This is a genomic window from Pseudochrobactrum sp. sp1633 (genome assembly GCF_030376605.1).
In the GTDB taxonomy this organism is placed as follows: Bacteria; Pseudomonadota; Alphaproteobacteria; order Rhizobiales; family Rhizobiaceae; genus Pseudochrobactrum.
The window spans coordinates 1-19331 of record NZ_JARRAE010000013.1 but is presented as its reverse complement, the minus strand read 5'-3'; the positions used below and the strand labels follow the sequence as shown (position 1 = coordinate 19331).

The window sequence follows — 19331 nt, the reverse complement described above, 5'->3', positions numbered from 1 at the left end:
AGCGCCGTGTGCCAGACTTGGCACACAAAGGTCGCTCTAACACTTTAAAATTAGAGCATAATTTTACCTTAAACTGATCCAAGTTTAAGGAATTATGCTCTAACTATACAGTTTTAATCATCGTCACACGGCGCTCAATCGGCAGACCGATGGACTCTTCCAGTTCAGCGATTGAGCGAAAACGCGCATTATACTGATCGACCGGCAGCACCTGATGGCCGCAGCTTTCATAAAAAGGCCGGTTCCACAGCACATCGCCGAAAGTCGTCAGGCTTAGCTGTGTGCAGCCCTGCGCTTTGGCAATATCTGCCGCCGCATCCAGCAATTTGCGGCCAAGCCCGCGCCGCTGGAAATCCTGATGGACGGATAATTCCCAGACATGCAGGCAGCTTTCATCCGGCATGGCTTCTGCAACCAGAAAACCGCCAAGCACCCCGTCACATTCCGTAACCAGCACATGGCCTTTTTGCATAAAATCCAGATGCTGCTCAACAGACATCACCGGCATATCCAGAATGAAATGCAGTGACGGATCGGTGCTGAAGGTTTTGGCTACCGAGCACTCAATCTCAGGTAATAATGCTGCATCTGCAATCTGTGCCTGCCGTATCAGGCAGGCACATTTGTTTGCATCAGCACTCATTGTGCAGCTGCAATTTCCGATGGCTCAAAATCATAACGGCCTGAGCAGAACTCACAGGTCACAGAGATTTTGCCATTCTCTGTGCTGTGCTCAATTTCTTCAGCCGAAAAGCCTTTCAGCACACCGAAGATCTTGTCCCGCGAACAAGCGCAATGATCGGTCACTTTCGTGCCTTCATAAACGCGCACGCCGCGCTCATGGAACAGGCGATACAACAGACGCTCAGACGGCACCTGCGGATCGGTCAATTCAGAGTCATCAATGGTCGCAACCAGTGAACGGGCTTCCTGCCATTCATCCTCAACCGGAGCCTGTTCAGCTTCAGTCCCATTCGGATTATCACCGCCATGCAGATCACGGTGACGCGCCCGCAATTCGGACTGCGGCAGAAACTGCACCATCAGGCCACCGGCACGCCATTGTTCGGTCGCTTTGCCATCGGCACCGCGCTCGAAAAGCTTGGCAACAGCCAACTGAACTTCAGTCGCAATCTGTTCAGACTGCATGAAGTAATTGCGTGCGATATCTTCCAGCGAAGAACCGTCAAGAGCAACAATACCCTGATAGCGCTGCGTAAACTCACCCTGATCCACAGTCAGCGCCAGCGTACCCTGCCCCAGCAGTTCTTCCGGCTTGGTCTTACCAGCCGCCACAAACTCAGCCACACGGGCTTCGTCAAAACGGGCATAAGCGCGGATCGCATCCGGTGTGCGGAAATCCACAACCAGCATGTCCACAGGGCCGTCTGAACGGGTCTGGAAGATGAATTTGCCATCAAATTTCAGCGATGTGCCAAGCAGCACAGTCAGAACCGCAGCCTCGCCCAGCAGGCGTGACACAACTTCCGGATAATTATGGCGTTTCAGAATAGCATCCAGTGCCGCGCCGAGCTGCACCGTACGGCCGCGCACATCCAGACCTTCAACCTGAAACGGCACAACAACATCATCACCGGACATGGTAATATGGTCTGGCATCGGGCTATCAACTACAATCTGCTCTAAGCTGGTCTGGTTATTCATCGTAAGTCTCTTTTCACCGGCGTGCAAATATCCGCGCCACAAATAACACACGGCTCGCAGGCGTTATACGACCTGCAAGCCGTGGTTCAATCTTCAAATCAGGATCGGGGCATACCGATCCATACGTTATTCTATAGATAAGAAGCGATCAGCGTCCTTCAAGGCACCAGGTCAAAATCGCCTTCTGCGCATGCATCCGGTTTTCAGCCTCATCAAAGACAACCGATTGCGGGCCGTCAATCACTTCATCCGTCACTTCCTCACCGCGATGGGCTGGCAGGCAGTGCATGAACAAAGCATCTTTATTGGCCTTCGCCATCAGGTCAGCATTCACCTGATACGGCATGAAAACATTATTGCCGCGCGCATTATCTTCCTGCCCCATCGAAACCCATGTATCGGTCACGATGCAGTCAGAACCGGTCACAGCCTTTTCGGCACTGGTGGTTGAGAAGATTTTTGCGCCTTTTGCATTTGCCCAGTCAACAAAACGCGACAGCGGTTCACTGCCCGAAGGTGTGGCAATATTCAAACGGAAGTCGAATTGTGCTGCAGCCTCAATAAAGGAATGCAGCACATTGTTGCCGTCACCGCTCCATGTCACCGTGCGGCCTTTGATCGGGCCGCGATGTTCCTCAAAAGTCAGAATATCGGCCATGATCTGACACGGATGAGTATCATCGGTCAGAGCATTGATCACAGGCACGGTCGCATGCTCAGCCAGTTCGAGCATGCGTTCATGAGATGTTGTACGGATCATAATAGCATCGACAAAGCGTGACAAAACTTTAGCCGTATCCGCAATGGTTTCACTGCGGCCAAGCTGCATTTCCGAACCGGTCAGCATGATTGTTTCGCCGCCGAGCTGGCGCATACCCACATCAAAAGAAACGCGGGTTCGAGTAGACGGCTTTTCAAAAATCATAGCCAGAACTTTACCATCAAGCGGCTTATCGCGCTCACCGGCTTTTAATCGTTCTTTGCGGGCGCGCGCTTCATCAAGGATGAAGCGCAGGTCCTGCGGGCTGACTGCTGAGAGATCGGTAAAATGCTTTAAAGTCTTATCACTTGCCATTATCAGTCACCGTTATGCAGCAGCTTTTGAAAGCTTGGCTGCAACCTTTTCAATCCGGTTCAGGGCTTCACGCATATCATCTGCCGTTACTGTCAGCGGCGGCAGCAAACGCACAACATTGTCACCGGCGCCAACGCTGAGCATTTTCTCTGCGCGCAGACCTGTAATAACATCTGTGTTCGGAACCACGCATTTCAGACCGATCATCAGGCCTTTGCCACGCACTTCTGTGAACACATCCGGATAGCGGTCGATGATCGAAGCCATGCCCTGACGGAACTGCGATGCCATTTCGTTGACGTGATCGAAGAAACCATCCGCCAGCATCACATCCAGAACAGCCTCCCCCACGGCCATAGCCAGCGGATTGCCGCCATAGGTCGTGCCGTGCACGCCGATCACCATGCCTTTGGCTGCTTCTGCTGTTGCCAGACAAGCCCCCATAGGGAAGCCGCCGCCGATACCCTTAGCTGTTGCCAGCAGATCAGGCTCAATACCAGCCCATTCATAAGCATAGAATTTACCGGTACGGCCAACGCCGGTCTGTACTTCATCCAAAATCAGCAGCAGGCCGTTTTCATCGCAGATCTGGCGAATAAGACGCAGGAACTCGGTCGGGAAAGAGCGAAGACCGCCCTCACCCTGCACAGGCTCCAGAAGAATAGCAGCGGTTTCAGGTGTAATGGCAGCGCGTAATGCAGCTTCATCGCCAAACGGTACCTGATCAAAACCATCAACCTTCGGGCCGAAACCTTCAAGATATTTAGCCTGTCCGCCAGCGGCAATAGTTGCCAGCGTGCGGCCGTGGAAGGCACCTTCAAAAGTGACAATGCGGTAGCGCTCAGGCTGGCCATTGGTAAATTGATAACGACGTGCGGTTTTAATCGCGCATTCCAGAGCCTCGGCACCGGAGTTGGTGAAGAATACCTTATCGGCAAATGTATTGTCGACGAGGCGCTGACCGAGACGCTCCTGACCAGGCACTTCATAAACATTGGACAGGTGCCACAGTTTGGCGGCCTGATCCTGAAGTGTCTTCACCAGATGCGGGTGGCTGTGGCCGAGTGAATTCACAGCAATACCGGCTGCAAAATCAAGATAGCGCTCACCGCCCTCTGTAATCAGCCAAACGCCTTCCCCTCGCTCAAAGCGCAACGCTGCACGATTATAGGTGTCGTAAAGCGGGTGCACATTTGCAGTCGTCATGCCAATAAGGCCTCCAAAGCCTTTAAATTGAAGCGGGCATCATCACCAGTCTTCACCGGTCTCCGTGAGTTTTTCAAAACTCCCCCGGAGAAGCGGTTGTTGCGCGCGGATGAAATCAAAAAGCCGCCCTCAGGGCGGCCAGACAATGCACTATTGTTCGCCAATATTTAAATGTCAATCAAAGACGGAACTGTGATTGAGCAAAACAGCAACCATAAAACGTGCAAAAATGTCGCTGTCACGCGGGTTTGACGTATAGGTAACAGTCCTGCGACCAGCCTGTAAAAGCCTTTTGCCGATCTGTGACAGCTAATTTCTGACCCCGTGCGGATGAAATAAACTCCCGAGTGTTGCACGAAAACCTTGTATTTAAAAAAAACCGGTCTATTAAATGCCCGCTGATCTCCAAGGTTGGGGAAAACCATTTCAGCTACGGGTGCCGCGCTTGTCACGGTGTCCATGCTTAAGGTAGTTTCATATTAAAGTAAGACTAGATTTAGTGCGACAGCGCCAGCTGTCCGGTACATATGGTGCCTGCTTGGACGGGCCCGCAAAAACGATAGCCGGACGCTATAAGATTATAAAGAACGGAGCCTGAGCCACAATGAACTGGACAGATGAACGCGTCGAGCTTCTCAAGAAATTGTGGAGTGAAGGTCTGAGTGCAAGCCAGATTGCAGCCCAGCTGGGCGGCGTCAGCCGCAATGCGGTAATCGGCAAAGTGCACCGGCTTAAACTATCCGGTCGCGGCAAAACCACCACTGCCGCACCTCGCAGCAAAAAACCAGCACCTGCACCGGTGGCCGCACCTCGGCCGGCAACGACCTCCAATGTCAGCAGCATGTCTGCTGCCAGCGTCAGTGCTGCACAGGCTGCACCTCGTGCAACAGTCATGAAATCTTCCGGCGGCGCAGCGCTGCAGGCTGAAATTCTGGCTGATGCCGTTGCAGCACCGATCATTCGCTCGAATGAAAATGTCGTTGTGCCGATTTCACGCCACCTGACCTTGCTGCAGCTGACAGAACGCACCTGCAAATGGCCGGTCGGTGATCCTCTGCATGATGACTTCCATTTCTGCGGTCATGAATCCGGTGAATCCAGCCCATATTGCAGCTACCATTCCAAGCTGGCATTCCAGCCGACAGCCGAGCGCCGCCGCGCTCGCTGACTGGAAAATTACTGCAAACAAAAAAGGCGCTTCTCAGCGCCTTTTTTATTATGCTCACGTCAACTGCATCATGCATATGCCGCATATATTCATCTGCATTTAGTGCGAAGCCAAAGCAGGAAATGCACCGCTTTTTGCACCATTCAGCGCTCAAAACTCACAACAGGCGCTGATAAACCGCCAAAGTCTGATCTGCGATTCCTGACCAGCTATAGTTTTTTGCAATTTCCGCACTCTGTTCAGCCGCCTGCTCTGCACTGAAAGGCCGATCCAGTTTTTCGGCCATCTGCCGTGCTAAGGCCTGCGTATCTCCCAGCGGGAAATAATCCGCTTCCGGTAAACCAACCTCCAGATTAGCGGTGATATTGCTCGCCAGTACTGGCAGCCCGGATCCCATAGCTTCCATCATTGCGATGGGCATGCCCTCATGGCTGGAAGGCAGCACAAATAATGCAGCCTTACTGTATAGCGCCGTCAGATCATCGCCACGCTGCATTCCTGTCAGCACGACATTGGGCGTTTTGGCAGCAAGAGCTTTGACCTCATCCACATAAGGCGACTGATGATCGGCGGCTCCGACAATCGCCAGCTTCTTATCCTTGTGATAACCCGCCCCCTGCATTGCGGCAAAAGCCGCGATCAGATCGTGCTGGTTTTTTTCCGGCACAATACGGGCAACCATCACCACATAATGTTTCTCGGCCAAACCAAATTTTTGCAAAACATCGCTAACACCGCTCTCGCGCAAGGTTACACCGTTGGGGATGAATTGCGATGATACCTTATAACGCTCTGCCATCGCCTCTGCGATATGGCGGGAAACCGCAATACGCTGACTTGCAAAACGCATGCCTGCCCATTCGCCGGTTTTCAGCATTTTCCGTGCAAGTCCGCCCCATTTATCGCGGTTATAATCAAAGCCGTGATGGGTCACGACAGTTTTAAGCCCCAGCAGCCTCGCCAAAGGCGTGAGCAATGCAGGTCCGATCGCATGAATATGCAGAATATCAGGACGGCGCACTGCCGCTACCAGCACCCCGAGAAATGTATGGGCAATAGCCTCAAACTTAGTGGAAAGCGGCGCCCAAAGCGGCGTAACCTGCACGCCCTCCCATTGATAAGGTGTTTTCTGTGCCAGATACGGCTTGCGCCCCAGCACCTCAACATCCCAGCCTTTTTGCACAAAAAGCTCGCTCAGCTCTTCAACATGCTTTTCCACACCGCCCTGCACCTGAGGCACACCGCGCAGACCAAGCATCATCACTTTCGGCTGTTTATGCTTACTCATGCCCGCACACCCAGTCCGGCATAGAGTTCCAGCATACGGTTGCGATAGGCATCTGCTGAAAATTCATTCAATATCCATTCACGCCCCGCCAAGCCCATGCGATTGCGCTCTGCAAGCGGCAAGGCAGCCATGCGGCTCAATTGTGCGGCCAGATCATCGGCATTGCCAGCTTCCGCAGTCAGACCGGTTTCCCCTTCACGGATCATTTCCGGTATACCGCCGATACGCGCGCCAATGACGGGCGTGCCAAGTGCATAGGCCTCAAGAATACTCACCGGCGCATTTTCATACCATTCTGATGGCAGCACCAGTGCCCTCGCCTCGCCGATCAGACGATGCAGGTTTTCGCCAGTCACATAACCGGCGAAGGTCACAGGCGCATCCAGCTCTTTAACCAGCGCATGCAATTCGGCCTCATCGGGCCCTGTACCGGCAATGACCAGCCGGATGCCGGATTTTGCCGCTGCACGGATCAGCGTTTTAAGCCCTTTTTCCGGTGCCAAGCGACCGGCAAACAGAAAATAATCCTGCGCTTCATAGACCGGTTTCAGATGATCTGTTTCAACAAAGTTCGGAATATAGACCAGCTGCTCCTGCGGCCAGCCCCACTCAATCAGCTTCTCACGATAGAAACGACTTGGTACTACAAAGCGGTCAACCTTATTGCGATAGAGCCCGAGCATGCGGTGAATAGCAGTTTCCACAAACACCAGACCACTCAGCGGCACAGAGCCTTTGATGCAGCGATTGGCGACAACATTATAAATCCGCCCGCCTTTGCATTGCTCGCAAATATGACCGTCCACCAGCATTTTATAGGCAGGACAGGCCAGTTTCAGATCATGTACGGTCATCACAACCGGAATATTATGCTGCTTCAGCGTGGCAAAAATCGACGGCGACAAATGGTGGTAGACATTATGCGCATGGGCGATGTCCGGTTTTGCCACCGCGAGCAGCGCACTGAGATTGTTCTGCGCCTCACGGGAATAAATGACCTTCGCAGCCTGCTTCACCTTGGTCAGCGCCGAGCTTTCACGCCCGTATTCAATTTCTGAAACGAAATAGCGCGACCAGTCTGAAGGCAGGTTTTCCGGATGCTGCATAGCAAAAGGAATAGCATCCCAGCCGATGTCTTCAAACAAGCTCATATGGTCAAGAAAAATCGCTTCCGCTCCGCCCCGCCGGTAGAAGTAATTATTAATGGCCAGCAGACGCATCTGCTTCATATCAGAGATCATGAAAATTCCTCAAACCGGCAGTTATGCTTTGTAGATCAGATAAAGCTTAACGCCTCATACCGAACGCGGCGATGTGTAACGATCCAGCGCTGCATCAACAGTTAAAATTGTAGCACCACTTTGTACCGCATACTGAACCAGCTTTTCAAAAGTTGCCGGCGTGCAGCCATAGGGCGTTGGTGTCTCAGAAATGTCATGAGTGAAGAAAATCAACCAGCCCGGCTGCTCCTTAACCGCATCAATCTCGCGCGTCAGTTGCTGCGAATAAGCATCAGACAGGCCGATTTCCATACCGCAAAGCATTTGCGGGCTCGTTGCCCCCCGGTTAATCCGGTTTTCTCCGGCGCGGCAGGTACGGTAATTTCGGGCTAAACGGCGATACGCAAAATACGACACTGCGTTATACGGATAAGCAAAATTAAGCTGCGCACCATGCCCGCCCCTGCGACCGCCCAGAATGCGGCTTAGGAAAGAACGGTTACGATCAATATCTTCTTGCAGTTTTGCACCGCTCAATGTCGCAACATTCGGGTGGGAAAATGTGTGACAACCGATTTCATGGCCATGGTCGGCCAGTGCGCGAATACCGTCTTCCGAAATCAGCTTCCTGCTGGTGTCAGAACTTCCGGCAAGATTACCTGCGATGTAAAATGTGCCGTGCAGCCCGTATTTTTCGAGAATGGCTGCACCATAATGAAAAGCGCTGTCGGGCACATCGTCAAAGGTAAAAGATATGACAGGATGATCTGTTGGTATATTCAGTGTTTTAGGAGCGATACGGCGCATCAAATGCGCTTGCAAGCGACCAACCCAAAATTTGACTTTGCGCTTCACCGTCTTACCTCACTACAGCCACTTGAGACAGGGTGTTTGCGCAGCTGCCCGTTGTTTCGGTTTTCATCTCTGTAACCGGCTCAGCCACCGCCTGCAAACGCAATCCACAAATCGCCACCACCACAGAAAACCACAACAAGCTGCCGTTTTCGAAAAACATACTCTCTAAGGAACAGGAAAAAAGGCCATAGAGCCATATACGTATATAAAGCCGTACCACAGGAGTGTATTTTTTCTGTTTAAATATTCGGTTTACATAGATTAAAGGTAACACCAAAACCCATATAATCATTAAAATAAAACCGATTACACCCAGATTAATCAGAGCATCGACCCAAGCATTGTGACCATTAAATGCAAGTGGTGCCCAGTTTTCAACCGTATCATTATTTACGACGACATCAGACCGCCAGAATCCCTGCAAGCCGTAACCGAAAAACGGGCGTTCGGAAATTACCTGTGCAGCAAAGCGCCAGATATCAGCTCTGTTTGTGAAGCTGGGATCTACACCCAGAGATTCAATAAACTTATAAACCGGCGGCAACAGTGCTGCGCCTACAGTTAAAAAATTAATTGTCAGAGCGCCGCCCAATGCAATCGGCCAACGCAGCAAACCAAACTTCTCAAAAACAAAAGCAATAATCAGAATGGCGGGCAGCATCGCTGTCGATGTTTTTCCGCCTGTGTGAATAAGAAAATACACCGATAATATAACAATCAGCCACCCCGAAAAGCGCAGCCCTTTATCCTTCAGATATAGACCATAACAGCTGCTCATCAGCATCGCACCAGCGGCAACATTTTTATGTGCAAAATGCCCGCGCCAGTCACCCACCTGATCATTTCCCAGTTCAGTAGAAAACTGATGAATGCCCTGCAGCGGTTTAAAAAACACACCGAAATAAGCGAATCCCAGCATGATCAACAAACCAGCACATATTAAACGTGCAAACTGCTCCTCCGAACGCGGCAGAAGCAAAAAAACAGAAGCATTAACCAGCGTGATGCAAACCAAAATCAGCTGCTTGATCGAAGTCTGAGGAATAACCGCATAGACCGTTGTAACGATCAGCCACAGTAACAGCACAATCATGAAACCGCGCGGTTGCAAAACCAACGCTTTAACGGGGCTTTGCGTAATAAAAATGATCGACAGACAAAACAGGCTCATCGCTGCCAGCTGATTGATCAGGCTGGAAGCCCCGCTCCCGGCAATTGAGACAGAAATCTCTACATAGGGATCGACCGTCACCCACATGTACAAAAACTGTGCCATGAACAAAACCGGAGCGAGTACGGTTTCTGTACCGCCCAAACCGCTATGCTGTCTTGTCTGCATTTTCAGATTTTAATTGACTGCATAGGCCGCGCGGCGCTGAGCGCGCATCAATCCCACAAAACCCAGCAACATCGCCAAGGCTGAGCCAAGTCCGCCACCGACAACGGCACCGGCCACGGCCAGAACAGCTGTGCCCGGAGGCCACGAGCGGCTTTTCGGCGGCAGAGCGGTTGAAACAATACGAATATTCGTCGCATCAATCTGCTGCCGTTGGGCAATTTCCTGCGCACGGGTCAGATAGGTCTGATAAAGTGCTGTTGTAGCCAGCCGGTCACGTTCAAGATCATTCAATGTGACCTGCGCATCGGTATCCAGTGAAACCGCCGAACGGGCAGCTTCAGTCTGACGACGCAGCGTCTCAACAACAGAATTGGCCTGATCAAGATCAAGCTTCGCTGCACGCAGGATACGTGATGTTTCCTGTGCAATCTGTGTCTGCAATCCTGCAATCTGTGACTGCGTACTTACCAGCTCAGGATAAAGCGAACCATAGGTCATCGCCATCGCATCAAGACGCTGCTTCAGTGTTGCATATTGCGTGCGCAAAGCTGTCAAAGTCGGCGATTGCAATGTGCTGGACGGATCCAGCGCCTGATTATTCGCACTGGTCAGTTCATCATAACGCGACTTAGCTTCAGCCTGACGGGTCAGCGCTGCAACCAGCTGCGTATTAATCTGGGTCAGCGATTGTGTGCTGACGAGCTCACCGGCATTGCTGGTCTGCAAGCCCTGCGCATTGCGGAACTGTGCAACTTTCATCTCGGCTTCAGTGGCGGCCTTTTTCAGTTCATTCAACGGCTCTGTCAGAGCACGGGATGCGCGGGCCGCACCATCCTGCTCATTTTGCGCGACCTCTTCCTGAAAGGCCTTGGCCGTTGCATTGGCCAGCAAGACAGCCTTTTCCGGTTCCTGCGCCCATACAGTCAGGTTGATCAGATAAGAACGCTCAGGGCGGCGCGCCTCAATACGGGAAGACAGTTCGCGCAAGGCAGCAATATTCTTTGCCTGCTCAGGATTGGCACTGTCAGCATTTTTCTTTGCGCCACCCAGTATGCCTGAGAGCAATCCCGTTTGCGTGCCGTTGAATTCAGGATCATCCTGCAATTTTAATTCATCGACCACCCGCTGAAGAACATTACCGGATGTGAGCAAACGCAGTTTACTCTCAATATCCATCAGCTGGCTTTCGGCCTGCACACTTGGCACATAAACATCGTTCGGCACCAGTTGCAGATTGGACGGCGCGACCAGAATATCGGTTCCGGCATTAAAGCGCGGCTTGGCGGTTTTACCGAACCCGATACCTATAGCTGCACCCAATGCTGCCAGCAGCAGGATCAGCCACCAGTAACGCAAGAGCCAGTTGATAATCGTTGAAACGCCAATTGCCGGAAATACCCAGCCCTGCTGAACAGCAGTGTCATCATTGTACATCGTCGCTTTATCGCGCGAAGCCTGCGTGGCAGACTTTGGAGATACCGCAATATCCGGTTGTATTTCTGCATCTGTCCGCACAACAGCCTCTGCCCCGCGACCGCTTGCAGGCGTGGCTTTGGCTTTTTGGGCTAATTCTTGCAGAGTATACATAAGACGTCTCTACTATTTTGAGTCGAAGCTGTTATGTCGGGCACATATGCCGGACCTTATTTATGCAGTAACAGAGATATTAAAAAAAAAGGTTAACAAAGCTTGTCAGAGGCCGTTTAGGCATTGGAATGCATAAAAAATACATATTCTATTTTAGTTATATTAATTAATAATAGTCTTTGGTCTTTCTTGTGCTTGCGGGCCTAAAATAGTTCCATTTTACCGGAAAATGCTTTACAGAAGCAGCGACACGGGAAAATGAAAATATGAGTGAAACGGAGTTGCCAGACAACCGGTTGTCTGCGCGTATCAGGCGGCATGTACCGTCGCTCCTCTCCTATATGGCCTCCAGCGGCAGTTTGATCATGGCGAGCGTCGCTCAGCTTGTGACATTTGCTATTCTCGCCCGTTTTCTCGGTGCCGCCGAATTCGGCATGTTCATCACCATTATGGCAATTACCAGTATCGCTGTGCATGTTTGCGGCATCGGCGGGGCAGAATCTCTGCTGCGCCGCGTGGCTCAGAACAACAAAATATACCCCGTCCTGCTGGGGCACAACCTGATACTTGTCAGCATCAGCGGCGCGTTTCTTATTGCTGCCGGCATGATTATTCTGCCCTATTGGATACAGTTTTCTGAAGACCCTGTTACCAATCAGCTCAGCCTTTTTCTTTATCTTGTGACCAATATTGTTCTGCTGCGCCTGATCCTGCTGGTTGAGGCCGTTTATATCGGACACAGTAATTTCAAAGCGGCCAATCTTTCCGTGGTCGGCTTCGCATTCGCACGTACTTTTGCCGCCGTGGTGGCATGTATGGCCTTTGGCGTCAGCACAATTAACGGCTGGGCGTGGTGGCAATTTGCTTGCCATCTGCTGGTTGCCGCTTTTTACTGGTTTTTGCTGATACGCCTTGGCAAGCCGACATTTCGCATTGTACGTGAGGAGCTGAAACTCGGCGTTTTCTTTGCAACGCCATTCATATTCCGCGCCATTCGCCAGAATATCGATTTACTCTTGCTCGGTCTGCTTCTTTCTCCTGCAGTCATCGGCAGCTACGGTGTTGCCCGTCGTATTGTGGATAGCAGCTATCTGAATATTGATGCTATGAGCCGCCTGCTCTATCCACGCTTTGCCAAAATGAGCGCAAACGGCATCGACAAAGCGTGGCCGCTGGCACAAAAAGCCGCTCTGATGGCGCTGGGCATTGCCATCTTCACTGCCACCTTCATTTATTTCCTTGCACCTTATCTGCCGCTGGTTTTCGGGCAGGAATATCAGTCAATGGTATATTTCACGCAGGTGCTGTGCTGGGTCATTATTTTCTATGCCCTATGGTCGGTCGGCGTAGAAGCAATGGGTGCCGCCGGTGAGCATGGATATCGTGCAGCCATTCTCAACACCGGCAATTTGATCGGCGCACCTGTGCTGGCCTTTGCCACATGGCTGATGCCGCCCACAGGCACATTTATCTCAATCTATCTGATTGAGTTCTCCATCGCTTTATCCGCGTGGCTGGTGCTGTCACGACTGGTGCGCAAGGCCGCTCAACGCTCGGCCTAAAGCTTTTCCAGCAAAAGCGGGAACAGATTTTGCGTCAGGAAATGCGTAAAAACAAAGAGCTAGAGTATTCTCTCTGTTTCAATCAAAACTCGAAATGCTCTAGCTCTTGTTTTCCTGAATGATTTTACTCTCAATCTGTGCTGCAGGGTTTTTACGCGGTGCAAAAAAGCCAAGTGGCAGCGCAGCAGCATGGAAAAACCATGCCGTCACAGAATAAAGCCCGATGGAAAGACTACGGTGCTTCATGCTCATTAGTGCCACAACGCCGGCAATCATCGCCAGATCAACCATCAATGCGATACCGGCGGGCAACACGGCCAGAACCAGCAACATTACAATGATCCATCCATAGACACCCATCCACAGACGCAATTCCGGCAATTCGGCAAAAAGCATTTTAAAATGCGGTTTTCCCGTTGCCGAGCGCAGCAGTTCACCGATCCCGCGAATATATTTTGTCTGCCAGCGCCTCAACAACAACTTGTACGCATTGGCGCTGTGTCCTGTGTGATAAACAAAACGCCGGTCAAGACGAAACAGTGTCCACCCTTTGCTGCGCAACCGCACGCCAAGATCATATTCCTCATAGCTATGCAGATTGCGATCGGATAAATAACCGATCTCTTCTATCGCTTCGCGCCGGTAAAGACCGCCGCAATTAATGCGGTCAATCGTGCCAACTGCTTTATAGGCTGTTTTCCGCAAACCACGGCGGACATATTCAAGACTTTCATTATTCCGCTCCGTCACATGGCCCGTTACACCGGCAACACGCGGATTTTCTTCCAGATATTTCATGGCCTCAATAATAAAATCAGGTGCCAGTTCCGTATCACCATCCATCAGGCAGATGAAAGGAGCGCGGCTATACTGATAACCTAACTGAGGTCCAAGGCCGCAGCTGGCTTTAGCAGGCGCTTCGATCTGGGCGATTTTCACCGGATATTGACGCGCAATCTCAATGGTACGATCCGTTGAACCGCTGTCAGCCAAAATGACCTCACCCTGCCCGCCGGGCAGGGCTGCCAATGCACTTTCAATCGCAGCAGCAATGCGCCGTTCTTCATTCAGTGCTTTGATTATGATTGAAACTGTCATTTCTCTTCCGTCACAAAATCCGCAGCAATCTGTTCAAAGTATGTCGCGGCTCACTGCACCCGCGACGCCCGCACCATTCTTTTGCCTTAATGCGCGTCCTTTAATTCGCGCATGGAATAATACGGCATATATGCCTGACAAGAGCGTTTTGCAATTGACACCATAATTGATTAAAATTGACGTTAAATATAAATGAAACATTACAATAATGATTAATGATAATTACTTTACGACTTGCTTAATCATCATTTAAGCGACCACGAAATTGCGGATAACTCTCCGGTTGATAGGAGATTATTTACTCAATCCTGCCAATTCTGATTTCTGACAGCAATTATTTATATCTTTTGGCGCTATAATATCTCAATTATTGACGCGGACACAGGGAAGCCCGGAATTCAGCTGAACAGTATTTCAGATTTTTATATCCGGCTCGTACATAGGTTTCTTTGATAATATGGACATGCTCTCTTCAGCGCAGAACAATGCGACCAGGATTGATCCGGCAACCTATCAGCCTGCTTATTCTATCCGTTGTTTTAACGCGGTAGACAGCGTTTCGGCAGACTGGCCAGCCGCGACACCGGCGGCCCCCGGAAAAATCAATAGTAATGCCAGCCCCAATTATCATATTTTCCAGACCACAACCTTTTTGAGCGTATGGGCCGAGACTTATGCGCCTGTTCTTAAGGCAGAGCTTTGTCTGGTTGAAGTGCGCACGCCGTCCGGATTGCCTGTGCTCTTTTTGCCCCTCGCAATTATACCGCGCAACGGCATTCGCCTTTTAAGTTTTACGGATCAGGGCGTTGCCGATTATAATGCGCCCGTTCTGTTTGAATGCGGTATTGAGTGGACAGTCGATCAGGCACAAAACCTGTGGCGTCAAATCAAACTGGCACTGCCTGCCTTTGACTATGCCGACTTTGAGAACATGCCTGAAAAGCTTGGCTCTCTTGTGAACCCGCTATTTCTATTGGCCAATCTCAGTAATGGCGCCGATAGCCATGCTACTGTTCTGACGCATGACCTGCCTGAAATTGAAAAAGGGTTGATAAGACCGAAAAATATCCGGCGCAATATACGCCAGCTCAGCGAGACTGAGGAATTCTCATTTAATGTTGCGACGACGGATGAAGAGCGGCAGGCCTATTCAGAGTTCATGCTCCATGAAAAACAGCAGCGTTTTATTGAAACCGAAGTGCCCGGCTTTGAGACACATCCGGAGAAGCTCCATTATTTCAAATGCGCTACAGAGCGGTTTCATCATGCCGGTGTGCTGCATCTTTCCGCGTTGAAGCTGAATGGTGAAATTATTGCCTGCATGTGGGCGCTAACAAGCGGGCCGCATTATTACGGCATTATGATTGCCTCAAACCTTAAAAACTGGGCAAAATACTCTCCCGGCCGTATGCTGCATTATCTTCTCATAACGCGCCTCAAAGAAGAGGGCTATGATTGCCTGGATCTCGGCGTTGGCAATGAAGACTGGAAACTGCAAAATTGTGACCTGACAATTCCGCTGAAACGCATGACAGTGTGCAACACAACGCGCGGCAGGCTTTATGCAACATACCAGACCACAATGGCGCGTCTGCGTGCCACTTCATTCTGGCAGGCACTGCGGCCGCTGAAATGGCGTATCATCCGCACTTTCAAACGCTGAATGTTTCCGCAAATTACAAACTTATGATCCGGCGAAAACAACGGTGAACACAGCGCCTTTGCCAAGTTGCGAGCGGATAATCAAACGCCCGCGATGACGGGTGAGGATATGTTTGACGATTGCCAGTCCAAGCCCCGTACCTTTATGAGCGCGGCTGCTGTCAACATCAACACGGTAAAAACGCTCTGTCAGGCGAGGCAAATGCTCAGCCGGTATGCCGGGGCCAAAATCTTCCACACTGACAGAAAAGCCACGCAGCGCATCTGCGGAAGCCGAAGCGCTTTCCGCCCCCTGCTCGTCCAGTGTCACCACCACGCGTTTTCCTGACTGGCCATATTTGCAAGCATTTTCAATCAGATTTTGGAATACCTGAATGAGTTCATCTCTGTCGCCCGGCAATAGAACAGGATGATCCGGCTTTACCCATTCAATTGTGACCCCAACACCTGATGCCATAGGCGCCAGCGTTTCCACAACGTGGTTCAGGATCAGCCCTATATCAATCCGCTCTTTGAGTGGTATGGCCGCCTTCATTTCAAGGCGGGAGAGTGACAGCAAATCATCAATCAGACGGGACATCCGATCTGCCTGCGTTTGCATAATGCCTAAAAAGCGATCCCGCGCCGCCGCATCATCACGTGCCGGTCCTTGCAGCGTTTCGATAAAGCCACGCAAAGATGCGAGCGGTGTGCGCAATTCATGACTGGCATTGGCGATAAAATCCGACCGCATACGATCAATCCGGCGCAACTCCGTCTGATCACGGAAGATCAGAATGAAGCAATCCGCCTCACCCTTCGCCGTTTCAAACGTCATCACTGAAGCGCGATACCAGCGCTCCAGCGGCAAACGCTCCAGATAATCCGTTGAACGCGCCTGACCGTCAGCAATAATTCCCTGAATCAGCGAATGCATTTCCGGTGAGCGAAAGCACAGATAAAGCGATGTATCACGCGCGAGCGGCGGAAAAGTCTCACGCGCTGCATGGTTGATATAAAGAATGGTACCGGCTGCATCAAACAACACCAAAGGATCAGGCAGAAAATCGGCCAGCCGCTCACCGGATAAACGCGACAGCGGACCATCTCGTTTTTTCGTTTTAACTGCCACAGCCACAGGCTCCGGAGCAGTGAATGAGCTCACAATAATCAGTGCCGCAAAAGCGAGCGCACAGGCAACCACAGCCAGAAGGGGAGAAACACCCCAATACAACAAAACGAAGAACAGCGGCAGAAGTATAAACAGAGCCGGCGCAGATTTGCGCACAGGGTCTGTGAACCGCTGCAAACCTTTTTTGTGCCGTTGCGCCACTTCAATATCCGTTGTTGTTACGGCAATTTCATTTTGCTGTTTCTGACCAATTGCCATGTATCTGAATGCCGCCTTTTACCTGCCGGAACACAGGCATTTATGTGATTTCTTAATTCAAGTCATATTCTGCGAATATTGCTAAAGCATTTTGGAGCTAAAGCAAATTACCTGTTGCTCAATATTCGCCGTGATCTCATTCGAAACGATCACCACTCCCTTTGAAAACATTCGCAAAATTATTCATGATTTACATTACGGCTTTGTGACATTCCGGTAAAATCCCCTTGTCTTCCTGTGCATAAAGAACCGGCGATCCGGTTGCGATCATGACGCTCTCGCCGGTCTCTTTGAACAGGCCTTCAAGGCGACTTGGAAAATGCGGGGTTTTTTCCCAATGATGAGGCGCTGTAAACATCTGATAAAGCGCGCGCCATGATGCAAAGGACAGCAACAACCAATAAAACGGCACACCGCAGAGATAAAAATAGTGTCGCCGCTCCTCATATCGCAGCGTTTTCTTACAAAGCACATGAAAGCTTAAATAAGCCGTCAGCAAATTCATGCCGTTGAATAACATTGCTGCCAAAACAGCCTGATCCTGCTGCCCCGTTACAAACAAAAAGGCGCCCCACCCCAGACCGATCAGCATAAACGGATGTAGTAATGCTGATAGCAGCAAACCGGTTGTATAGATTAAATAGAGACTGAAACGCGCAACGCCTAACTGGCGGCACGTTTGTACTGGTGAGCGCATATGCACCAGCCATGTCTGCATCCAACCTTTAAACCAGCGGGTACGCTGTGTTTTCCAGTCTTTATAATTTTCAGGGGCGTCCTCTGTCGTCGGGCGATTAATAACATTCACGCGATAACCGAAACGCGCCAGACGCATCCCCAGATCAGCATCTTCTGTCACATTAAAGCTGTCCCAGCCGCCTATCTGCTGCAACACTTTCCGTTTCAGATGATTTGACGTTCCGCCCAAAGGCATTACCGCACCCCGCCTGCTCAACCAGGGCAGAAGCCCCCGAAACAATCCTGCATATTCAAACGAGAAAAAACGGGTCAGGTAATTGAAATCAAAATTACCGATAACCAGTGGTGCCTGAAGACACGCAAGTTCACTGCCGCCACGGCGGAAAGCCTGCCACGCCTCCAGCAGCTGATCACGATGTGGCCTGTCCTCAGCATCATAGACCACGACATACTCACCACGGGCAAATTGCAAAGCATAGTTCAGGGCTTTGGGCTTGGTGCGTGGCCCGATTGAGGGTACCTTTAATATTTCAAACTGAGCAGGCAATGACTGACAAGCCAATGCCGCCAATGTCTCACTGTCGTCGGCCTCGCATACCAGCTTGATATCCAGCTTGGTCGCCGGCCAGTTCAAAGCACTTAATGCGCTGACGAGCTGCCGCACAATACCCGCCTCCCGATAGAGCGGCACAAGCACGGTATAAACCGGAAGATCATGCAGGCGGTACGGAGCCAGCGGCCTGATATGCAATGGCCGTGCATTAAATGCAGCCAGAAGGCGAATTGTAACGCAAGCAAAGAAGAACAATGTCATTGCCCAATAAAGTAATGAAAGCTGAGCGTTGCCCTCTTTCAGGAATAGCCACATCACCCCCAGCAGCAATCCGCCGAAACAAAAGCCCTGCCAGCCGTTCAGCACAAGACTGGCCGAAAGATGCGACGGCGTCATTGTTTGCGCACGGCCTGCCGCAGCCTTTCCGTAGCGGTTGTGCAAAAGGGCTACCAGCACCGCTGGCGGGCACAGCCTCAAACGGTCGCGCATTTCAGGATATTGCTGCAAATAGAATTTCAGCATAGCCAGTTCTTTGAGATCAGGGGCCATATAGAGCAGGCTCTGCCCTTTGCGCCCCGCGATCAATATATGACGAATACTGCTGAGGCGCGCAGAGCCATCAAAAGGGCGCAGCAAAACCTCTCCCGCAGCGGGCGCATCATCATAGATCAACCCCGCTTCCTCAGCCCACAGCCGGTAAAGGTCGCCCTCGGAAATGGCGCCTCTGTGCACAAGCTCATCATTAAAGGAGGTATTATGCTGCGCCGCACTGGCGAAAGCCGCTATAATGTCTGTTTTTCTGAGGCCTGCCGCAACAAGACGCACAGAGAACGCCGCACACAGACCTATAAAATTTTGCGAAAATAAAAAATGCATCGTCATTCCGTCACCCCAAGAAATAACCTGCCTGAATTCACTAACTTATAAAACAATAAAGAACATTATTTTGAAATTAACACTCTATTAACAATACTATTCATAAAAA

General features: G+C 51.0%; 15 protein-coding genes. 3 read left to right on the top strand and 12 right to left on the bottom strand.

What is annotated here, in order from left to right:
- Positions 1-103: 103 nt before the first annotated feature.
- The 4 genes from P8H26_RS13870 to P8H26_RS13855 form a co-directional block, all read right to left on the bottom strand.
- Positions 104-643 carry a GNAT family N-acetyltransferase gene (locus tag P8H26_RS13870; RefSeq protein ID WP_289633722.1) on the bottom strand — a complete coding sequence of 180 codons (540 nt, stop codon included), beginning with the start codon at positions 641-643 and terminating at the stop codon, positions 104-106.
- The gene (locus P8H26_RS13865) at positions 640-1620 is read right to left on the bottom strand and encodes an Hsp33 family molecular chaperone (RefSeq protein WP_289633789.1); all 981 of its coding nucleotides are present in this window, start codon (positions 1618-1620) and stop codon (positions 640-642) included. The genes P8H26_RS13870 and P8H26_RS13865 overlap by 4 nt, the downstream gene beginning before the upstream one ends.
- A 193-nt stretch (positions 1621-1813) precedes the next feature.
- Positions 1814-2740, bottom strand: coding sequence for an ornithine carbamoyltransferase (argF, locus tag P8H26_RS13860; protein WP_289633721.1), 927 nt, complete (start codon positions 2738-2740; stop codon positions 1814-1816).
- Positions 2741-2752: 12 nt separating this feature from the next.
- Complete coding sequence (locus tag P8H26_RS13855; protein ID WP_289633720.1) at positions 2753-3946, bottom strand: aspartate aminotransferase family protein; 1194 nt, start codon at positions 3944-3946, stop codon at positions 2753-2755.
- 604 nt (positions 3947-4550) lie between these two features.
- On the opposite strand from P8H26_RS13855, the gene P8H26_RS13850 reads away from it, so the two are divergent.
- On the top strand, positions 4551-5114 hold the full coding sequence (locus P8H26_RS13850; protein ID WP_289633719.1) for a GcrA family cell cycle regulator: 564 nt from the start codon (positions 4551-4553) through the stop codon (positions 5112-5114).
- A gap of 157 nt (positions 5115-5271) precedes the next feature.
- Here P8H26_RS13850 and P8H26_RS13845 read toward each other — a convergent pair whose 3' ends face one another.
- The 5 genes from P8H26_RS13845 to P8H26_RS13825 form a co-directional block, all read right to left on the bottom strand.
- Entirely contained in the window at positions 5272-6402 is a 1131-nt protein-coding gene (locus P8H26_RS13845; protein WP_289633717.1) for a glycosyltransferase family 4 protein, read from the bottom strand.
- Positions 6399-7631, bottom strand: coding sequence for a glycosyltransferase family 4 protein (locus tag P8H26_RS13840; protein WP_289633788.1), 1233 nt, complete (start codon positions 7629-7631; stop codon positions 6399-6401). Before P8H26_RS13840 ends, P8H26_RS13845 begins: the two co-directional genes overlap by 4 nt.
- Before the next feature lie 66 nt (positions 7632-7697).
- Positions 7698-8477 (bottom strand): polysaccharide deacetylase family protein, encoded by a 780-nt coding sequence (locus P8H26_RS13835; protein WP_289633716.1) that lies wholly within the window; start codon positions 8475-8477, stop codon positions 7698-7700.
- Between the two features lie 4 nt (positions 8478-8481).
- Positions 8482-9792, bottom strand: a complete 1311-nt coding sequence (locus P8H26_RS13830) for an O-antigen ligase (RefSeq protein WP_289633715.1) — start codon at positions 9790-9792, stop codon at positions 8482-8484.
- Between the two features lie 33 nt (positions 9793-9825).
- The gene (locus tag P8H26_RS13825) at positions 9826-11403 is read right to left on the bottom strand and encodes a GumC family protein (RefSeq protein WP_289633714.1); all 1578 of its coding nucleotides are present in this window, start codon (positions 11401-11403) and stop codon (positions 9826-9828) included.
- A 266-nt stretch (positions 11404-11669) separates the two neighbouring features.
- Here P8H26_RS13825 and P8H26_RS13820 point away from each other — a divergent pair, with 266 nt between their 5' ends.
- Positions 11670-12965, top strand: coding sequence for a lipopolysaccharide biosynthesis protein (locus tag P8H26_RS13820; RefSeq protein ID WP_289633713.1), 1296 nt, complete (start codon positions 11670-11672; stop codon positions 12963-12965).
- A gap of 99 nt (positions 12966-13064) precedes the next feature.
- Here the strand turns inward: P8H26_RS13820 and P8H26_RS13815 are convergent, their stop codons facing one another.
- A complete protein-coding gene (locus P8H26_RS13815) occupies positions 13065-14063 on the bottom strand; it encodes a glycosyltransferase family 2 protein (RefSeq protein ID WP_289633712.1) in 999 nt (332 codons plus the stop codon).
- 457 nt (positions 14064-14520) lie between these two features.
- Here P8H26_RS13815 and P8H26_RS13810 point away from each other — a divergent pair, with 457 nt between their 5' ends.
- Positions 14521-15726 carry a GNAT family N-acetyltransferase gene (locus P8H26_RS13810; RefSeq protein WP_289633711.1) on the top strand — a complete coding sequence of 402 codons (1206 nt, stop codon included), beginning with the start codon at positions 14521-14523 and terminating at the stop codon, positions 15724-15726.
- 21 nt (positions 15727-15747) lie between these two features.
- Here the strand turns inward: P8H26_RS13810 and P8H26_RS13805 are convergent, their stop codons facing one another.
- Positions 15748-17094: an ATP-binding protein gene (locus tag P8H26_RS13805; protein ID WP_308446677.1), complete on the bottom strand. Its 1347-nt coding sequence runs from the start codon at positions 17092-17094 to the stop codon at positions 15748-15750.
- 190 nt (positions 17095-17284) lie between these two features.
- Complete coding sequence (locus P8H26_RS13800) at positions 17285-19222, bottom strand: glycosyltransferase family 2 protein (protein WP_289633710.1); 1938 nt, start codon at positions 19220-19222, stop codon at positions 17285-17287.
- Between the last annotated feature and the right edge of the window lie 109 nt (positions 19223-19331).